Source organism: Shewanella sp. SW1 (assembly GCF_025653545.1).
GTDB lineage: Bacteria > Pseudomonadota > Gammaproteobacteria > Enterobacterales > Shewanellaceae > Shewanella > Shewanella oncorhynchi.
This window is the reverse complement of sequence record NZ_JAKKSG010000016.1, coordinates 124,604-141,446: the sequence shown is the minus strand read 5'-3', so window position 1 is coordinate 141,446 and position 16,843 is coordinate 124,604. Positions and strand designations below refer to the sequence as shown.

Here is a 16,843-nt window from a genome sequence, read left to right as displayed (position 1 = left end):
AGACAGAATACAGATACTTGATAAAGTTTGAACTCAAACAAAGCAAATCAGCTTTCCGAATTATTATTAACGTGAGCCAGAGATGGACACGGTAATAAACAGAATTTGCTTGGTGACAATAGCCTTGTGGAACCACCTGATCCCATCCCGAACTCAGAAGTGAAACGCAAACGCGCCGATGGTAGTGTGGGGTCTCCCCATGTGAGAGTAGGTCATCGCCAAGCGCCTAATTATCTCATTGAGATGTAACCAAGCCAGCTGAATAAGCTGGCTTTTTTGCATTCGCAATTTGTTAAATTATCATTTAAGACCAATGCTATCTAGCATTGTTCTATTCATTTTAGTTTTGGTTCTTCTGCTAGTTCTTTACGTTTTTTCCTTCCTTTATTTCAGACTTTTATACTCTAAGTTGATTATTTACATGAAGATCTCGCTTAGTTTGATAAGTCCTTTTGCTTAGTGGTTAGTTTCCCGTTAGCATACAAAAATATTAATTTTTTTGTTAACGGCCATCTGTTACCTATGCTTCGTAAGCTTTCGCTCGCGGTACTGCTTCCTCTTTGTATGCTGACCCTATATTTAGTGTTGGTCATAGGCGAGTACCTGTTTGAAAGCGATCAAGTGCGCGCTGAATTGGCGCAGCGACAATCGACACTGATAAAGCAGCAGTTGTTCCGGATGCAGAATGTGGTTCAATCGGCGCAGGCTTTACAGGATGTGGAGCGGATCGAGCAGGAGGTTTCCTTAGCTGCGCTCGATATGGGCACTATGGTTTATATCTTAGTTGATGCTGATAGCCGTATTCGTTTTGCAAACCATACTGTTTGGCGCGATAGCAATGCCATGCAAGTCATTGATGGTTATGATGCTGCCCGTCACAGTGCTGTGGTTCAGGCTTTTTTGCCACAAATTCTTATTAACCTCGAACGCTTAACTATTCAAGCATATTATCCCGTCGTGCCTCAATATGGTGGTGCGGTTGACTTGATTTATCTTGAAGCCGATTTAGCCCCTTTAGTGGTCGAAGCTTCTGCTAAGTTGCAGCAACGTTTTATGCGGGTTTGGGGCCTTGGCGGATTATTGCTGATTGGCTTTACCTTTATTTTATATTTCCTGTTGATCCGCCCATTCCAAATGTTGAGTGAGGCAGCTAAGCAGGTAGGCACTTCTTCCTTTTCGACATCGATACCTTGGAGTTCATCTGAAGTTTTATCTTTGCAAGCCAGTTTGCAGCAGGCACATGAGCGTTTAAGTCGGGCTGTTAAAAAACTGAATGACAGTGAATTGCGTTGGTTATTTGCTGTGGAAGGTTCGCGTAACGGTATTTGGGATTGGGACATCAGTACGGGGGAGGTTTTTCTTTCTGATCGCTGGAAAGAGATGATTGGTTATGCGCCTGATGAATTGGCTGGAGTATTCCAGACATGGGAGACGCGGTTACATCCCGATGATAAGCAGATTGTGTTAGATGCTTTGCAGGAATACGTTAGCGGAAAGAGTAAAGAATTTGAAAGTGTTCACCGCTTACGGCATAGAGATGGCCATTATGTGTGGGTGTTAGACCGCGGTATGTTAGTTGATTGGGATCCCCAAGGGCGCCCGACTCGCATGATAGGCATTCATATGGATGTGTCAGAAAGCGCGAAGAACCATGCTGCAATTACTGAGCTTGTAGATCAATCTGTTGTCGGTCGCAAGATGTTGCCCGATGTTTTTATGGGGCGTTTATCGCAATTTTTAACCCAAGGTAATAGTTCGGGGCAATGGGGAGCATTGCTGCTCGTTGAGGTGGATCGCTTAGGATTGGTCGCCACTTTACATTCCCATGAATTAGAGCGCTTGTTAACACAAATCGCGGCCCGTTTATCGAGTTATTTCACTGAAAATATAACGGTCGGTCGATTAGAGTCTGGTAATTTCGTTTTGCTTGCTAAAGATTTAGCGGCAGATGCGTCAGCCGCTGCGCGTCGTGCTTTAGCGCTTGCGAGTGAGTTAAGGCAAGTGATTGCTCGACCATTCCATTACGGTCATCATCACTTTGAACTCAGCGCGAATGTGGGGATTTGTTTGCTCGACAGCATAGAGACCTTAGATCCTGCTTTAGTCATGCGCCGCGCCGAGTTAGCAACCTTGAGTGCTAAGCAACCTGGGCAAGCGGGATGCGCTTTCTATCATGCTGAGATGGATTTACGTCAGAGCCGTGATGAACAGTTACAACAGGAGTTACAGACGGCATTACAGCAAGATAGCATGACGTTAATGTTCCAACCTGTGATGAATGCGCACAGTGAATTGGTCTCGGCTGAAGTGCTCACACGTTGGTATCGTGCCGATGGCGAGTTTATCCCGCCTGCAGAGTTTGTAGCGTTAGCCGAACAGGGAGGAATGATTGCTGAACTCGATTTTTGGGTCGCTAATCGTGTGTGTCAGTTTATTCAGACATCCCATGCCCAAGGCCGGAGTTTGCCGACTTTAACTCTTAATATCAGTGCATTCTCATTTGGTCAGGCAGATTTTGTTGATGCATTGATTGCGTTAGTTAAAGAGCATGGCATTACGGCTCATCAACTGGGTATTGAGCTCAATGAGGCCGCATTGTTAATGCAACCACAGTTTGTGGCTGAGCGCGTGTCTAAGTTAGTTGATGCAGGGATAGGCATCGTCCTCGATCATTTCGGTTCTGGCTCGAGTGCTTTGAGTTGTTTAGCCAACCAGCCATTAGTTGCGGTTAAATTGGATATGAGTTGTATTGATTCATTAGCCACAATGCCACAAAGAGTGAAGGCGTTAATTGTCTCTGCACAGCAATTTAATTTGCATGTTGTGGCTAAAGGCGTTGAATCGCCCCAACAATATCAAGCCTTTGTTGAATTTGGCTGTGATGGTTATCAGGGCTATTTATTCAGCCGAGCCTTAAACCAAGCGGACTTTATCCAGCTTGTTTGTCCTCGTCCTTTGCTGCGTAGCGTTTAAAGAAGTCGAGAGCATAGTTTAAGGCTTGGTTTCGGCAGGCGTCTTTTTCCATAAAAATCTCATGGGCAGCCCCAGCGATTACTTTCAATTGGCAATGGGTACTCACGGCGAGATTCTGGGCCGCATTATCAACAATCTTATCTTCACTCGCTTGCAGTATCAGTATCGGAGTGCGAATTTGTGCCGTTGCCAGTACGCAAGTATCTGCCGCATCTAAAGATTCAGTCAACCAACGGTTAGTGGGTGAACCGAGTTGTAACTTAGGAGCAGCATCATACAATTCTCGGTAGGCTTGGTATCGGCTTTGGCTGTGAGTTAGCTCATTCCCTTTGAATGGAACAGGTTTATAGTTTTGTCCTGCAAGTACATAATTAGGCTCGCCGCCATTGAGTGTGGTATCGAGTTTACTGGCTAACCAGCGTACGAACGCTTTTGGCATAGGTAATTTAATGCCATACATGGGCGCTGAAAATGCCGCGGCGGTAAAAATATCGGGATGCTGTTTGAGATACAAAGTGCCAATCGCGCCACCCATTGAATGGCCAAGTAGCATGAGTTGTTTGTCGTTTTGTGGTAACACTATCTTCTGCATAAATAGTGCAAAATCATCAATATAATCATTGAATCTTCGCACATGGCCCATGTGTGGATTGATTGTCATACGATCCGATAGCCCTTGGCCACGGTGATCTATGGCATAAACAGAGTAACCTTGTTGGTATAAGTCGAAGACCAATTCTTGATACTTTAAATAGGACTCGACTCGGCCACTGCTGAGAACGATTGCGGTATGCGCTTGGGGATGTTTGACCATCATATAGGCCAGCGTGACGCCGTCGGCAGAGGCTAGCGTGTCTTGAACAACGCTTTGCCAGAAGGCTTGCTGCTCTGAGGTATTTAAATCGTGTTCAGTCGAAAATGTCGCTTTGGCTTGGCTCATACTCAGTCGCAAATCATTTGGCTTGAATGGTTTGTTAGAGTGTAACAGACAACCATGGGAGTCTGAAAATACCGACTCCCATGAATTTCATTAACTTAGCGTGCCACCTTTTTCGCTTCAATAAAATCATTGATTTGCTGTTCGAGGATCGACATAGGCACCGAGCCATTTTCGAGCACAGCATCGTGGAAGGCACGAATATCAAATTTGTCGCCGAGTTCCTGTTCTGCCTTGGTACGTAATCGTTTGATTGTTAACTCTCCAATCTTGTAGGACAAGGCTTGTCCTGGCCACGAAATATAGCGGTCAATTTCGGTCGTGACATTGTGCAGTGATAGTGCGGTATTGCTGGCCATAAAGTCGATGGCTTGTTGACGACTCCATCCTTGGGCGTGCATGCCAGTATCTACGACTAAACGGGCCGCGCGCCACATTTCATAGGTTAAGCGACCAAAGTTACTGTATGGATCTTGGTAGAAACCCGCTTCTAAACCTAAATATTCGCAATATAGCCCCCATCCTTCACCAAAGGCAGAGATATAGCCATAACGACGGAAATCTGGGAGTGAGGTTAGCTCAGAGTTGAGTGAAATTTGCAGATGATGACCGGGTACGGCTTCGTGCAAGGTTAAGGCTTCTAGCTCGTAGAGTGGGCGCTTATCCAATGCATAAGTGTTGACCCAGTAGTAACCGGGTTCATCATCGCTGTTCGATCCTGAATATCGTCCTGTGGTGTATTTCGGCGCAATTTCGGCAGGCACTGGCGCTATACCATAGGGTTGGCGTGGGAGTTTGCCGAAGTACTTAGGTAGCATGGCATCGGCTTTTTTGGCAATAAATGCCGCTTCTTTGAGTAACTGATCGGCACTGGTGGTGTAGAACTGAGGATCGGTCCGCAGGAAATGTAAGAAGTCGGCAAAGCTGCCTTTAAAACCTACTGACGCGATGATTTGTTCCATTTCTTGGCGGATACGTTGTACTTCTTTTACGCCCAGTTCATGCACTTGCGTCGACGTCATATTCAAGGTCGTGTAGTAACGTACCCTATTCTCATAAAATTCTGCGCCGTTAGGTAAGCTACTGGCCGCGATATTTTCCCGGGCATTGGGAATGTACTCTTTAGTCATGAAATCATAAAAGTTTTGGTACAGAGGTAGAACTTTTTGCTCAACTAAAGCGTGGCCTTCTTGGGTCAGCTGAGTTTTTTGTGCCTCAGTGAAATAGTTGGGATATTGAGTAAAAGGTTTGAAATAACTGCTCTTTTCAACTGGGATGATATAAGCACTGATACTGTCTTCAAAGCCATTGAGTGTCACTTTAGGTGGCGTTATTCCCTCGGCTAATCCTTGTTTTAGCCAGTGGGTTTGCTGGGCGAAATAGGTCGGGAGTGCATTGAGCTTGGCAATATAGTTGCGGTAATCCTCAAGGGTGTTGAATCTTCCCTGTGCGATTGACGTGATATAAGCGTGGAAGCCGCTTTCCGCCGTAATGGGCAGGTAATAATCCTTGAAACGATATAGGTCGACATCGTTTTGGATCTGATCTTCCAGTATTTGAGCGTTAATCTTATCTTCTTTACTCAAGCTGCCGCGGTCGAGTGCTTTGAGCTGCGCTAGTACTGCGATTTGACCTTGATTAAGCTTAGCGAGCGCGGCTGGCGAGAGATCCGTTAATTTTCCTGCGGCACTGGCATAGCCCATGCTGTAAGCCATTTCAGGACTCGCACTGAGTTGTAATTGCCAGCTTTGGTCGATAATCGCTTGCAGCGCGGGAGCGATTGGCTCAACTTGCGACTGTGTTGCTGATATTGTCTGTGCCGATGGGGTTTGAATATTTTTTGTGGTTTGAGTGGCACTGCAGGCGCCTAATGCGCATATCAATAAACTGGGGGTTAAGAGTTTATGCATGTTAGATCTCTGATATTTTCGTTGTTATTGAAGTCATTATGCCTGATGAATGCGGCCGTTCCTTGTATGGATATTAAGCAGAATTGTGACTGAATGTGAATTTAAATGCGTTTGGCGCATAAATGCCCCCGAAAATGCGTGTTAAACTTAGTGTCCGCCCGCGACCAAATAACAAAAGCATTGGCTGGGTAGTTCAAATAGGGGTTAAATATGATTGATACATCCATTCCATTGGTGGATCTGCATCGTCACCTAGACGGTAATGTGCGGGTAAATACCATTTGGGAACTAGGACACCAACACGGCATTGCGCTACCTGCCGATTCTTTAGAGACTCTCGCACCTTTTGTGCAAATTCAGGGGAAAGAAACTAGCTTAGTCGCCTTCTTAAAGAAGCTCGATTGGATGGTTGCTGTACTCGCAGATTTGGATGCGGTTAAACGCGTGGCCTATGAAAACGTTGCCGATGCGGCGTTGTCTGGCTTAGATTACGCTGAGTTACGTTTTAGTCCTTACTATATGGCGATGAACCATAAGTTACCGATTGAAGGCGTAGTTGAGGCGGTCGTTGATGGCGTTAAAGCGGGCTTAAAAGACTATAACGTGAAGATCAATTTGATTGGCATTATGTCACGTTCATTCGGTCAAGCGGCTTGTACTCAAGAACTTGAGGGCTTACTCGCCCATAAACAACATCTCGTGGCTATGGACTTAGCCGGTGATGAATTGGGCTTCCCTGGCGAGTTATTTAACGATCACTTTAAACGTGTTCGTGATGCTGGTCTGGCGATTACGGCTCACGCCGGTGAAGCTGCGGGTTCACAAAGTATGTGGCAAGCGATTCAAGAACTTGGCGCGACGCGAATTGGTCACGGTGTGAACGCGATTAACGATCCTAAGCTGATGGAATATCTTGCTAAGCACAGTATTGGTATCGAATCTTGCCCAACCAGTAACTTGCATACTTCTACTGTGGCTTCTTACGCTGAGCATCCTTTTAGAACCTTTATGGATGCAGGCGTGTTGATAAGTCTAAATACCGATGATCCCGGTGTGAGTGCTATCGACATTAATCATGAGTATCGTATTGCCAAATCGGAACTCAAATTAACCGATGCAGAGCTAGCCCAGGTGCAACGTAACGGCGTTGAAATGGCATTTTTATCGGACAGTGAGCGCAAAGCACTGTATGCAACTAAGGCATAAGCTTTTAGTTATTACTAAAAATAGCTATAAATAAAAAATCCGACTTAGAGTCGGATTTTTTGTGAGCGTTCGCGAGTGCAGCGATAGGCGCTTTAGATCACGCGTGAGAATTGTTGCTGACGCGCTTTTTGACGATAGTAAAGGTCGAAGCACATACAGATATTGCGGATCAATAAACGGCCAGTAGGGCTGATAGTGATCTGTCTGTCGACGATTTCAACTAATTTATCATCGATAAATGTCTGCATCAACTTAAGATCTTCTGCGAAATAGGTTTCGAAGTTAATCCCCAGTTTCTCATCAATTTTCGCCATATCCAGTTCGAAGTGGCAAATCAGCTGCTTAATCACTACGCGGCGGATTTCATCGTCACGGTTCAGGCTACAACCTTTCCACAAAGCATGGCCTTCCTTATCTATGGCTTCATAGTAAGGGCGGATATCTTTCTGGTTTTGCGCATAACAGTCGCCAATCTGACTGATGGACGACACGCCAAGACCTAATAAATCGCATTCTTCTTGGGTGGTATAACCTTGAAAGTTGCGGTGCAGTCTGCCTTCACGCTGTAACTTGGCTAACTCGTCATCGGGTTTAGCAAAGTGGTCCATACCGATATATTGGTAGCCAGCGCCAGTCAAGGTCTCGATAGTTTGGTGCAGCATTTCGAGTTTTTGTTTTGGCGAAGGTAAATGCTCATCTTTAATCTTACGTTGTGCAGCAAAGCGCGCAGGTAAGTGAGCATAGTTAAATACCGACAGACGGTCTGGTGATAAATCTAAAACGCGCTGCATAGTGACGGCAAAGGTTAATGGCGTTTGGTGTGGCAAACCATAGATTAAATCTATGTTGGTCGACACAAAACCCATGGCTTTCGCTTTGGCCATTAAGTCGAAGATAAATTGCTCATCTTGTTCGCGATTAACGGCAATTTGCACTTCTTTATTGAAATCTTGTACGCCGATGGAGATCCGGTTGAAGCCCGCTTCTTTCAATGTGTCGAGCATTGACAGCTCTATCTCGCGAGGATCGACTTCAATCGAGAACTCACCTTCTTCCGCAAAGTTAAAGTTAGCTTTAATCAATGACGTAAGTTTAAGAATCTGCTCAGGATTTAAGAAAGTGGGTGTACCGCCGCCCCAATGCATTTGGGTTACGCTGTAATGTTTAAACAGGGGCGCACGTTTGATAATTTCTTGGCTTAAATATTCAATGTACTGATCGGCTTTGTGTTGGTGGCGGGTGATGACTTTATTACAGCCACAGTAATAACAAAGCTTGGCGCAGAACGGGATATGAATATACAGCGACAGTTTATCGCTTTTGCTATTTTCAATGGCCGTGAGCAGGTTTTGTTCGGTGAATGTGTCATCGAACTCTAATGCCGTTGGGTAAGAGGTATAACGGGGGCCGCTGTAGTTATATTTTTCGATCATCGACTGATCCCAGCTAATCTGAGTGGGCTGCTTCAAGGCGTGTCCTCCGTGGGTAAATTAGCAACAAGCGAAGTATGCAAGGTTCTTAAGTAAATAACCTTGATCTAGGTTGTAAAAATGACGTCTGTCTTTTTAGAAGTTACGCAATATCTATCAAAAAAGTACGCTTGTCTGTCGATATATGGCGGTTTTGTGCGCAGGCTCACGGGAGAAAGCAGAGTAAGATTGGAGTGGGTTTTATCGAGATGACCTCAAAACCACAACATAAGTGGTCTTGAGGTATAACAATGAGCAGGTTTAATGCATCGCTTTGGCTTGGTAATCCACCAGTTTTTTCGCATCATCACTAATGCCTTGCTCTAATGCCGCTTCGGACTTCATTCTGATCAAGTCTAACTTCATTCTTTCTTGCTTAGGCAAGGCTTGGCGAGCATCCATGATGGGATGATCTTTAATTAGCTCAAAGTGTTTGAATAATGAAGGATAATCAGGAGCCACGCGCTCACTTAATGACAGGATTTCAAATAATCGCCCAATTCTGACCACGCCTTCAGAGATCTCACAGCGGTCTTCAATCATAGCGGTGGCGATATAGCGGATATCATCTAAAACTTGGGCACGTTTTGCATTCGCCGTGACTTCACGCTCGGCTTGTTCGGCTTGCTGACGCTTTTTTTGCTGCTTGAGTTTTAGGATTAAGAAGGTGGCGTAGCTACTAAGCGCTACTATGATGATAAAACCGAGAATAATGATAGCCGTAGACACAGAGACTCCTTATATGAATGGCATAAGGAGCACAGCTAAAAAACTGAGTTCCCTATGCCTTAGCACTGAGAGGTTTAGAACTTGTCTTGATAATCTTTCAGTAAGTCAGCGCCTGATTCGAACTTATCGAACAACTCATCGTCAGACAAAGACTTAGCTGGTGATGAAGGTGCGTCATCATCCATATCGTCGCTAATGCCGAGTTTAACCATCAGAGCTTCAATCTTATTCAGCTGTTGATCTAACCATTTTTGATCCACATCGTTGAGATCACGGCCTTCTTCCAGCATATCTAACAGCTGATTTAGTCTTGGATCTTCTTCCAATTTCAGCAGTTTTTGTTCGTCAGTCAGCTTAGCTTGTTTCACTTTTGGCTGAGCGGCTTTATCTGTAACCACTGCCGCTGGAATCGCTAAAGCAATAGGCTTCTTGCTGCCATGACGCGGGTCTTTTTTCTTCGCGGCCTGCTGTTGCGGCGCTTGCGCTAAAATTAAGCTTTCGTTATGACGACTGCCTGATTTATTGCCAGAATCTTTACGTTTGCCAGTCGCTACAGCGCGATCTTGCTTCTTCACTCTTGGCTGTAACTTAGGGCTGTTCTCGCCGCCCTTGCGTGTTTTCTTGCTACGAGACATGGTCTTCTCAATTGTTTACAACGTATGGCCCCGCAGACTAAGGTTGAGCTTGTCTACAAGGTGCGAAATTAGGCCGAGTGTTATACCAGATTATGATGTTTTTTGCATCAAAACGAGGTCCTTTGCGGCAAATAATAGTTCAAAATCGCTATTGTTTGCTAGGTACTCGAAGGTTTGTCGCTGGTAAAAGCTCACATGGGTGAGGTTGTTCTTGTAATGCCACTTAGCAAAACCATCTAATTCAGTCAGTAACGGTGTACTTATCGCTAACCAACCACCAGAATGCAGTAGTCGAGAGAGTAAGGCCCACTCTTTTATTGGGTACTGAAAATGCTCAAAAACGCGATAACAGCAGATAAAATCATATTCTTGCTTTAACACATCATGATTCGGGGCAAAAAAGGGATCATATTGATTTAACTTGTGGCCCGCATTTTCTATGGTCGCCAAACTCTCATCATCGAGTATGCGACCAAAATTCAATCCTAATAAGCTGCCAGCTTGTTGCTGCTCTAATTGCGCTAACAGCGGCAAAATAAATTGCGATAACTGTTTTTGCTTCGACGCTATGCGTGAACGACCGTATCTTTGCTTCTCTGCCGCAGGGGGTAAATGGCTATTGGCATCCGCAAAGGTTAACTCACATGTCTTGCAAACATAAAAACTCCGCTTTTTATCTTGATGAAGGAGTTGTGTCTGACTGTTATGACAAAGAGGGCATCTGGGCATTGAGTCTGCTGAAGTGGTTATTAAGGCTTTGATTGTACCAATTATATTGGTCGAGTGCACATTTTAGACACTAGGGTGTGTTACAAAAGAAAAAAGGCGGCAGTTAAACTGCCGCCTTACAAAGGGTGCTTTAGCACCTTATCCTGATTCCAAGTATCCATACTTGCTATGCGACTTTCCCGGTCGGTATCCTTCTTTTTTTTACTGCTTTCCCTGCATTATTTTTGTTAATGGTCTTCCAGACACTTTATTTTTTTCTGTCGCCATCCTGACTACAGTTTCCGTAGATGGTCTCGCGACACATCTTTTAAAGCATCGTCATCATTGACGTCGAGTTAACCATCCATGTTACTTAAGTACCTTCCTGTGATAACAAGCATCCAGCCAGTGCATCCTAAGCTTATCGCTTCCTTTGCTACAGTTTACATCATGTAAACTATGTCCTGATGGGGCAAGTTACCCTGAGTGTAAGGTGTTTTGCTAGAAGCAAATTGGCGTTATCGGCCATCCCTTACAAAATTGTGCTGACCTGGATTTCAAGTGGAAATCACGACTCTTGCTATTATTAGAGAGTGGTCTTAAGTATATTATTGTTATTGAGTATCTTTATTCTTATATCTTGAACGTTAATTATACCGAAACCTGTAAGTTATTATTAATCTTTTTGTACAAACAGATGGGTTTATCTCGGTACGGGGCTTATTAAACCGAAATCTGTGATCTATGTCAAGTATGAATCTTTGCAGTTTACGTCCACGTCAACTTTAGAGTGTAAAAAAAGGGTGACAACACACCCTTCTTTTCACTCGCGAAGATTACTTCAGGCTAGAAAGATACTTTGATAGCGCGTCGATATCGCTATCATTTAGTTTTTTAGCCACATCTTGCATCATGCCATTCAAGTCATTATGGCGGCCCGCTTCACGGAATTTTGTCAGCTGGATCTTGATATAGTTGGCGTGTTGGCCTGCCAGCGTTGGAAAACCTGCAAGCTCAGCGCCTTTACCATCTGGGCCATGACATGCCATACAAGCGGTAATGCCACGAGAAACATCACCCCCCTTGTAAAGTTTAGCACCTAACTCAGGAACATCTTTTGCTTCAGCCACTTGGATTGCTTGGCTAGAAAAATATGCAGTAATGTCGAGAATATCCTGATCGCTTAGAGGCATTGCCATGCCACTCATGATAGGATCCATACGACCATCTTTACCGCCAGTTTGTGCTGCGCTACGGAAATCATGTAGTTGCTTTTGGAGGTAAGTGGCGTGTTGGCCCGCAATTTTGGGGTACATATCGATCATACTGTTACCGTCCATACCGTGACAGGCCGAACAGACAATGATTTTCGTTTTTCCCGCTTCAGCATTACCTTCAGCAATCGCAGGTGAAGATATGGCGGCAATTACAACAGACAGCGCAAGAGCTAGCTTTTTCATGGCGTTCCAACTTCTGGTTAAATTATTATCCTGAGCTTACTAGGGTGACCCGCAAGCGTGGTAAAATATGATTAATGTGATCGGAGTAATATTTTACACGAAAACGTGGGAAAGTAAGTAATTCTTCATAAATTATGGTATTGCGTAGAAAAATTTCGGAGTAAATAGTGACTGAATCTCGTATAGATTTTCGTAGGGCAAAGTTTTTAATCAGTGCACCTGACATTGCACATTTGGATCAATATCTGCCCGGCGATGTTGGAGTTGAGATTGCATTTGCTGGCCGCTCTAATGCTGGAAAGTCTAGTGCACTCAATGCATTAACTGAGCAAAAAAGTTTAGCAAGAACCAGTAAAACACCGGGCCGTACTCAACTAATTAACGTATTTGAGTTAGATGCTCAGCGTCGTTTAGTTGACTTGCCTGGTTATGGCTTTGCGCAAGTCCCACTTGCGTTGAAAAATAAATGGCAGCAAGCATTGGGTGAATATTTGCAAAAACGCGCTTGTTTAAGTGGCGTGGTTGTCTTGATGGATATTCGTCATCCATTAAAAGATCTCGATATGCAGATGATTGAATGGGCAGTTGCTAGTGAAATTCCTGTATTAGCTTTGCTAACGAAATCAGACAAATTAGCCCAAAGTGCTAAGATGAAAACCGTAAATGAAGTGCGTCTCGCACTAAGTGAGTTTGGCGACTGGGTGCAAGTTGAACCCTTCTCATCACTTAAAGGAACCGGTAAGCCTAAAGTGTTGGCAATTCTTAATGAATGGTGTCATCCACAGTGGTTGACTGATGAGTTAGATGCAGCGAATAACGCTGAATAATATCGCCTGTTTTGGTGTACATGGTAGAATTTGACTGTGTATACCTCCTCTTTGTTTTTACTGCAATTTTTTCTCTTTTGTTCAGTCTCATTCCCATCGGTTCTTCGTTAATCTCAGGCAAAAAAATAGCCGATGATATTATCATCGGCCAAAAATATTAGCTCTTTTGGGGAGAAGCTAAATTCAACAAGACTCAAGCACCATCAAATTAGCTTCAATGGTTCTCAATGAAACTAGCATACAGCCAATTCACTCCTTATTAAAGTAAATACTCTAAAATTTACTTAAAGTCTGAAAAAAGAGCAAAAAAAAGCCTCAGCAAACAAGTTGCTGAGGCGCCAGAATTTGGCTCATCACTATAAGTGAAATAAAGGTCTGAAAGATAGAACATCTTAACCTCTGTACCCTACGCAGAGAATATTACTCTATTTATCTTTAAATGGAAAACTGTTTTTTCAAAAAAGAGGTAATTATGTGCGCTTGATCTCAGGTTATGAGTGAAAAAGCATCTCAAATTGATCCTAAAATTTCATTGAAAATGATTAATTAGCTGATTTATAGATGAAACTCGAAATTTATATACAAAAGTGATCAATATTTGAGATTTGATTTTTTACTCTAATCCTGACCTAAGATTTTGGTGTACGCGTGAGAGAACAACTGTTATGGCACTCTTGAGCATATATGGCTGACTTGAATGCAGTTTCAATTCGAGTAAATCACACCTTTTAATATCCATCTGCTGTGGCAGTGTATCGATGAACTCTACTGCCAAATGTATCAGGTAAAGATTGTTTGGCTGTGAGTTAATCATTTTCTGCCGATGAAGTTTGTCTAACTTAACTAGCTAATTTGTATTGTGAAAGGGTTATTTATGCTGAGTGATGAAAAGGACTCTGTATTGATGTGCTTAGAGGCGATTAAGACGGGAGAGAGCTAATCTGAGCTCAAAATATTGAAGTCAGATTAGCTTTATTTTCAGTTAAATCATATTGATAGTGTTCTTCTGGATATTACTGAGATTAGTGCGCTTCATCCCAGTTATCACCAATGCCTGCTTCGGCAAGCAGTTCAACATCGAGATTAGCTGCTTGCGCCATCAAGGTGCAGATTGTCTTTTTAAGTGCTTCAGCTTTATCCGCATCGACTTCAAACACTAATTCATCGTGAACCTGCATGATCATAGTGATTTCGCCTTGGGTTTCTGTTTTGATCCACTGGGCAATATTGATCATGGCCTTTTTGATGATGTCGGCAGCCGTACCTTGCATTGGAGCGTTAATCGCCGCACGCTCAGCACCTTGGCGGCGCATCGCATTTCGATCACGGATTTCGGGCAAGTAGAGGCGACGACCAAACAGAGTTGACACATAACCTAAGTCAGCAGCACCCGCCCGCGTTTCTTCCATATAACGTAATACGCCAGGATAACGGGCAAAGTAGGTATCGATATAGGTTTGTGCTTCATGGCGTGGGATATCAAGCTGACGCGCCAAACCAAAGGCTGACATGCCATAAATTAAGCCGAAGTTAACCGCTTTGGCACGGCGGCGTTGTTCTGTGGTGACTTCATCAAAGTCGGTACCAAATACTTCTGCAGCAGTGGCTCTATGAATGTCTTTGCCCTCGGCGAAGGCTTTGAGTAAGCCTGCATCTTGGGATAAATGGGCCATGATCCGTAGTTCGATTTGCGAGTAGTCGGCGGCCAAAATTTTACGGCCTGCTGGGGCGATAAAGGCTTGGCGAATACGGCGACCTTCTTCGGTGCGAATCGGAATATTCTGCAGGTTAGGTTCGCTTGACGATAAGCGACCTGTTGCCGCATTAGCTTGATGATAGCTAGTGTGTACGCGACCTGTTTTGGCGTTGACCATCAGTGGCAGCTTATCGGTGTAAGTACTCTTTAACTTAGATAGACTTCGATGCTCGAGGATCACCTTTGGCAGTGGGAAATCTAAGGCTAATTCGACTAATACTTCTTCCGCGGTCGATGGCGCACCCTTTGGGGTCTTTTTGGTGATCGGGTAACCTAGCTTTTCATAAAACAATACTTGCAGTTGCTTAGGTGAACCAAGATTGAATTTTTCACCGGCAATGTCGTAGGCTTTTTCTTCTAAGGTATCGATTTTACGCGCCAGTTCATCGCTCTGTTGGCCGAGTAACATACTGTCGATTAATACCCCTTGACGTTCAATGTCCGACAATACTTGGATTAGCGGTAATTCGACTTCGGTAAACATGGCGGCAAGTTCGGCTTCTTTCTCGAGTCTTGGCCATAAATGTTGGTGTAAACGCAGTGTGATATCAGCATCTTCTGCTGCATAAGGTGCAGCCGTCTCTAGCGGGATTTGGTTGAAGGTCAGCTGTTTTGCACCTTTGCCAGCAATTTCTTCAAAACTGATATTTTTATGGCCTAAATACTTGAGTGCTAAACCATCCATATCATGGCGCGAAGCCACTGAGTTGAAGACATAGGATTCGAGCATAGTGTCGAAAGCGACGCCCTGTAGTTTGATCCCTGCATTGGCTAAGATACTGATGTCGTACTTAAGATTTTGACCGACTTTCTTGATCTTTGGATCCTCAAGCAGTGGACGCAGTTTTTCTAACGCGACCGTTTTATCGATTTGAGTCGGTGCACCAACGTAATCGTGGGTCAAAGGAAGATAAGCGGCTTTTCCTGTCTCAACGGCGAAGGAAATCCCGACTAATTCGGCCACCATGTAATCTAAGCTGGTGGTCTCAGTATCGACTGCCATTAAGTCGGCTTGTTTAAGCTTAGCAATCCAAGTGTCTAATTCGGCTTCGGTGAGAATGCAGTCGTACTGTGTTTCAATCGCTTCGACTGGAGATGAGTATTCTTGTGTTTCTGTGGATGCCGCATCAATTGAGGTATTTGCCGTCATTTTATTATCTAAGACTTCAGCTAACCAACGTTTAAACTCCATCTCGCCGTAGCATTTGATCAGTTCATCTTTGTCTGCTGGCATGAGAGTGAGTTCGTGCCAATCTTGCTCAAGTTCGACATCGGTTTTGATGGTGGCGAGTTCGTAAGAAAGCTTGAGCATGTCGGCATTTTCAATGATTTTTGCCGCCATGGTTTTAGAACCTCTAAAGCCGAGCTCGGCGACTTTTTCGGGTTCCGCTAATAAGTTACTCACACTGCCGGCTCCCGTGAGCATAGCGAGCGCCGTTTTCTCTCCCACGCCGGGTAAGCCTGGAATATTGTCAGCCTTGTCGCCCATCAGTGCGAGTAAATCTATGATACGGTCTGGACCGACACCAAATTTGGTGACGACTTCTTCTGGGCCCATTATGGTGTCTGTCATGGTGTTGATGAGCGTAACGTTCTCATCCACTAACTGGGCCATGTCTTTATCGCCTGTGCTGATAAGCACGGCACGGTTTTCTAAGCTGGCTTGGCGGGCAATAGTTCCAATCACGTCATCGGCTTCGACGCCGGAAATTGAAATCAGTGGTAAACCCAGTGCGCGAATAATGCGATGCAAGGGTTCGATTTGCGAACGTAGATCATCAGGCATAGGTGGGCGCTGTGCTTTGTATTCGCTGTACATGTCATTGCGGAAGGTTTTTCCCTTGGCATCGAACACGACTGCTATATGGCTTGGCTGATAACGGGTCAACAAGCTGCGTAACATATTCACTACGCCATAAACGGCACCCGTTGCTTCGCCCTTTGAGTTTGTTAGGTGAGGAGGCGCATAATAAGCGCGATACAAATAAGAAGATCCATCCACAAGCACAAGTGGGTTTTTAGCGACGGTTGGCATAGGTATTTTTCGTTTATCGATGACTTAGATGGCGCTAAGCATGCCACAGAAGCACTATTTCAGCCATGGCAAAATGACTCCCAGCCTGTGGATAAGTCTGTGAGTGAAAAAGTCAACTGAGAATAATGGCGATGATTACGGCTTAGTGCGATTTTTTTAAGTTGTTGTTTTTTATGTTTATAAAAGATTTGTGTGAGT

At 44.3% G+C, this 16,843-nt stretch carries 11 protein-coding genes and 1 rRNA gene; 4 read left to right on the top strand and 8 right to left on the bottom strand.

The annotated features are described in order from the left end of the window. The first annotated feature begins 108 nt into the window (after positions 1-108). A 5S ribosomal RNA gene (gene rrf / locus L5M71_RS15465) occupies positions 109-224 on the top strand. Between the two features lie 298 nt (positions 225-522). Then, positions 523-2,973, top strand: a complete 2,451-nt coding sequence (locus L5M71_RS15460; protein ID WP_263208592.1) for a GGDEF domain-containing phosphodiesterase — start codon at positions 523-525, stop codon at positions 2,971-2,973. Here L5M71_RS15460 and L5M71_RS15455 read toward each other — a convergent pair. Together L5M71_RS15455 and L5M71_RS15450 are read right to left on the bottom strand one after the other, a co-directional pair. Continuing rightward, complete coding sequence (locus L5M71_RS15455; protein ID WP_263208590.1) at positions 2,930-3,913, bottom strand: alpha/beta fold hydrolase; 984 nt, start codon at positions 3,911-3,913, stop codon at positions 2,930-2,932. The two genes, L5M71_RS15460 and L5M71_RS15455, sit on opposite strands and share 44 nt — an antisense overlap. A gap of 95 nt (positions 3,914-4,008) precedes the next feature. After that, positions 4,009-5,820: a DUF885 domain-containing protein gene (locus L5M71_RS15450; protein ID WP_263208587.1), complete on the bottom strand. Its 1,812-nt coding sequence runs from the start codon at positions 5,818-5,820 to the stop codon at positions 4,009-4,011. A 210-nt stretch (positions 5,821-6,030) separates the two neighbouring features. Here L5M71_RS15450 and add point away from each other — a divergent pair, with 210 nt between their 5' ends. Next, positions 6,031-7,026 carry an adenosine deaminase gene (gene add / locus L5M71_RS15445; protein ID WP_263208585.1) on the top strand — a complete coding sequence of 332 codons (996 nt, stop codon included), beginning with the start codon at positions 6,031-6,033 and terminating at the stop codon, positions 7,024-7,026. Between the two features lie 92 nt (positions 7,027-7,118). On the opposite strand, the gene hemN is transcribed toward add, so the two are convergent. The 5 genes from hemN to L5M71_RS15420 all read right to left on the bottom strand — a co-directional run bounded on the left by hemN (position 7,119) and on the right by L5M71_RS15420 (position 12,027). Further along, entirely contained in the window at positions 7,119-8,495 is a 1,377-nt protein-coding gene (gene hemN / locus L5M71_RS15440; RefSeq protein ID WP_263208583.1) for an oxygen-independent coproporphyrinogen III oxidase, read from the bottom strand. Positions 8,496-8,756: 261 nt separating this feature from the next. Further along, positions 8,757-9,224, bottom strand: coding sequence for a DUF2489 domain-containing protein (locus L5M71_RS15435; RefSeq protein ID WP_263208581.1), 468 nt, complete (start codon positions 9,222-9,224; stop codon positions 8,757-8,759). 74 nt (positions 9,225-9,298) lie between these two features. After that, on the bottom strand, positions 9,299-9,859 hold the full coding sequence (gene yihI / locus L5M71_RS15430; RefSeq protein WP_006079359.1) for a Der GTPase-activating protein YihI: 561 nt from the start codon (positions 9,857-9,859) through the stop codon (positions 9,299-9,301). A 90-nt stretch (positions 9,860-9,949) separates the two neighbouring features. Beyond that, positions 9,950-10,588 (bottom strand): class I SAM-dependent methyltransferase, encoded by a 639-nt coding sequence (locus L5M71_RS15425; RefSeq protein WP_113940149.1) that lies wholly within the window; start codon positions 10,586-10,588, stop codon positions 9,950-9,952. Positions 10,589-11,403: 815 nt separating this feature from the next. Beyond that, positions 11,404-12,027 carry a c-type cytochrome gene (locus tag L5M71_RS15420; protein ID WP_113940150.1) on the bottom strand — a complete coding sequence of 208 codons (624 nt, stop codon included), beginning with the start codon at positions 12,025-12,027 and terminating at the stop codon, positions 11,404-11,406. Positions 12,028-12,194: 167 nt separating this feature from the next. Between L5M71_RS15420 and yihA the strand changes: the two genes are divergently transcribed. After that, positions 12,195-12,854 carry a ribosome biogenesis GTP-binding protein YihA/YsxC gene (yihA, locus tag L5M71_RS15415; protein ID WP_006079362.1) on the top strand — a complete coding sequence of 220 codons (660 nt, stop codon included), beginning with the start codon at positions 12,195-12,197 and terminating at the stop codon, positions 12,852-12,854. Positions 12,855-13,876: 1,022 nt separating this feature from the next. On the opposite strand, the gene polA is transcribed toward yihA, so the two are convergent. Next, positions 13,877-16,645: a DNA polymerase I gene (polA, locus tag L5M71_RS15410; RefSeq protein ID WP_263208576.1), complete on the bottom strand. Its 2,769-nt coding sequence runs from the start codon at positions 16,643-16,645 to the stop codon at positions 13,877-13,879. Between the last annotated feature and the right edge of the window lie 198 nt (positions 16,646-16,843).

What these genes read in the sequence shown, in the direction of transcription:
- L5M71_RS15460 (WP_263208592.1), top strand. Translation starts at nt 523, where the DNA reads ATGCTTCGTAAGCTTTCGCTCGCGGTACTGCTTCCTCTTTGTATGCTG.
- L5M71_RS15455 (WP_263208590.1), bottom strand. Translation starts at nt 3,913, where the DNA reads ATGAGCCAAGCCAAAGCGACATTTTCGACTGAACACGATTTAAATACC.
- L5M71_RS15450 (WP_263208587.1), bottom strand. Translation starts at nt 5,820, where the DNA reads ATGCATAAACTCTTAACCCCCAGTTTATTGATATGCGCATTAGGCGCC.
- add (WP_263208585.1), top strand. Translation starts at nt 6,031, where the DNA reads ATGATTGATACATCCATTCCATTGGTGGATCTGCATCGTCACCTAGAC.
- yihI (WP_006079359.1), bottom strand. Translation starts at nt 9,859, where the DNA reads ATGTCTCGTAGCAAGAAAACACGCAAGGGCGGCGAGAACAGCCCTAAG.
- L5M71_RS15425 (WP_113940149.1), bottom strand. Translation starts at nt 10,588, where the DNA reads ATGCCCAGATGCCCTCTTTGTCATAACAGTCAGACACAACTCCTTCAT.
- L5M71_RS15420 (WP_113940150.1), bottom strand. Translation starts at nt 12,027, where the DNA reads ATGAAAAAGCTAGCTCTTGCGCTGTCTGTTGTAATTGCCGCCATATCT.
- polA (WP_263208576.1), bottom strand. Translation starts at nt 16,645, where the DNA reads ATGCCAACCGTCGCTAAAAACCCACTTGTGCTTGTGGATGGATCTTCT.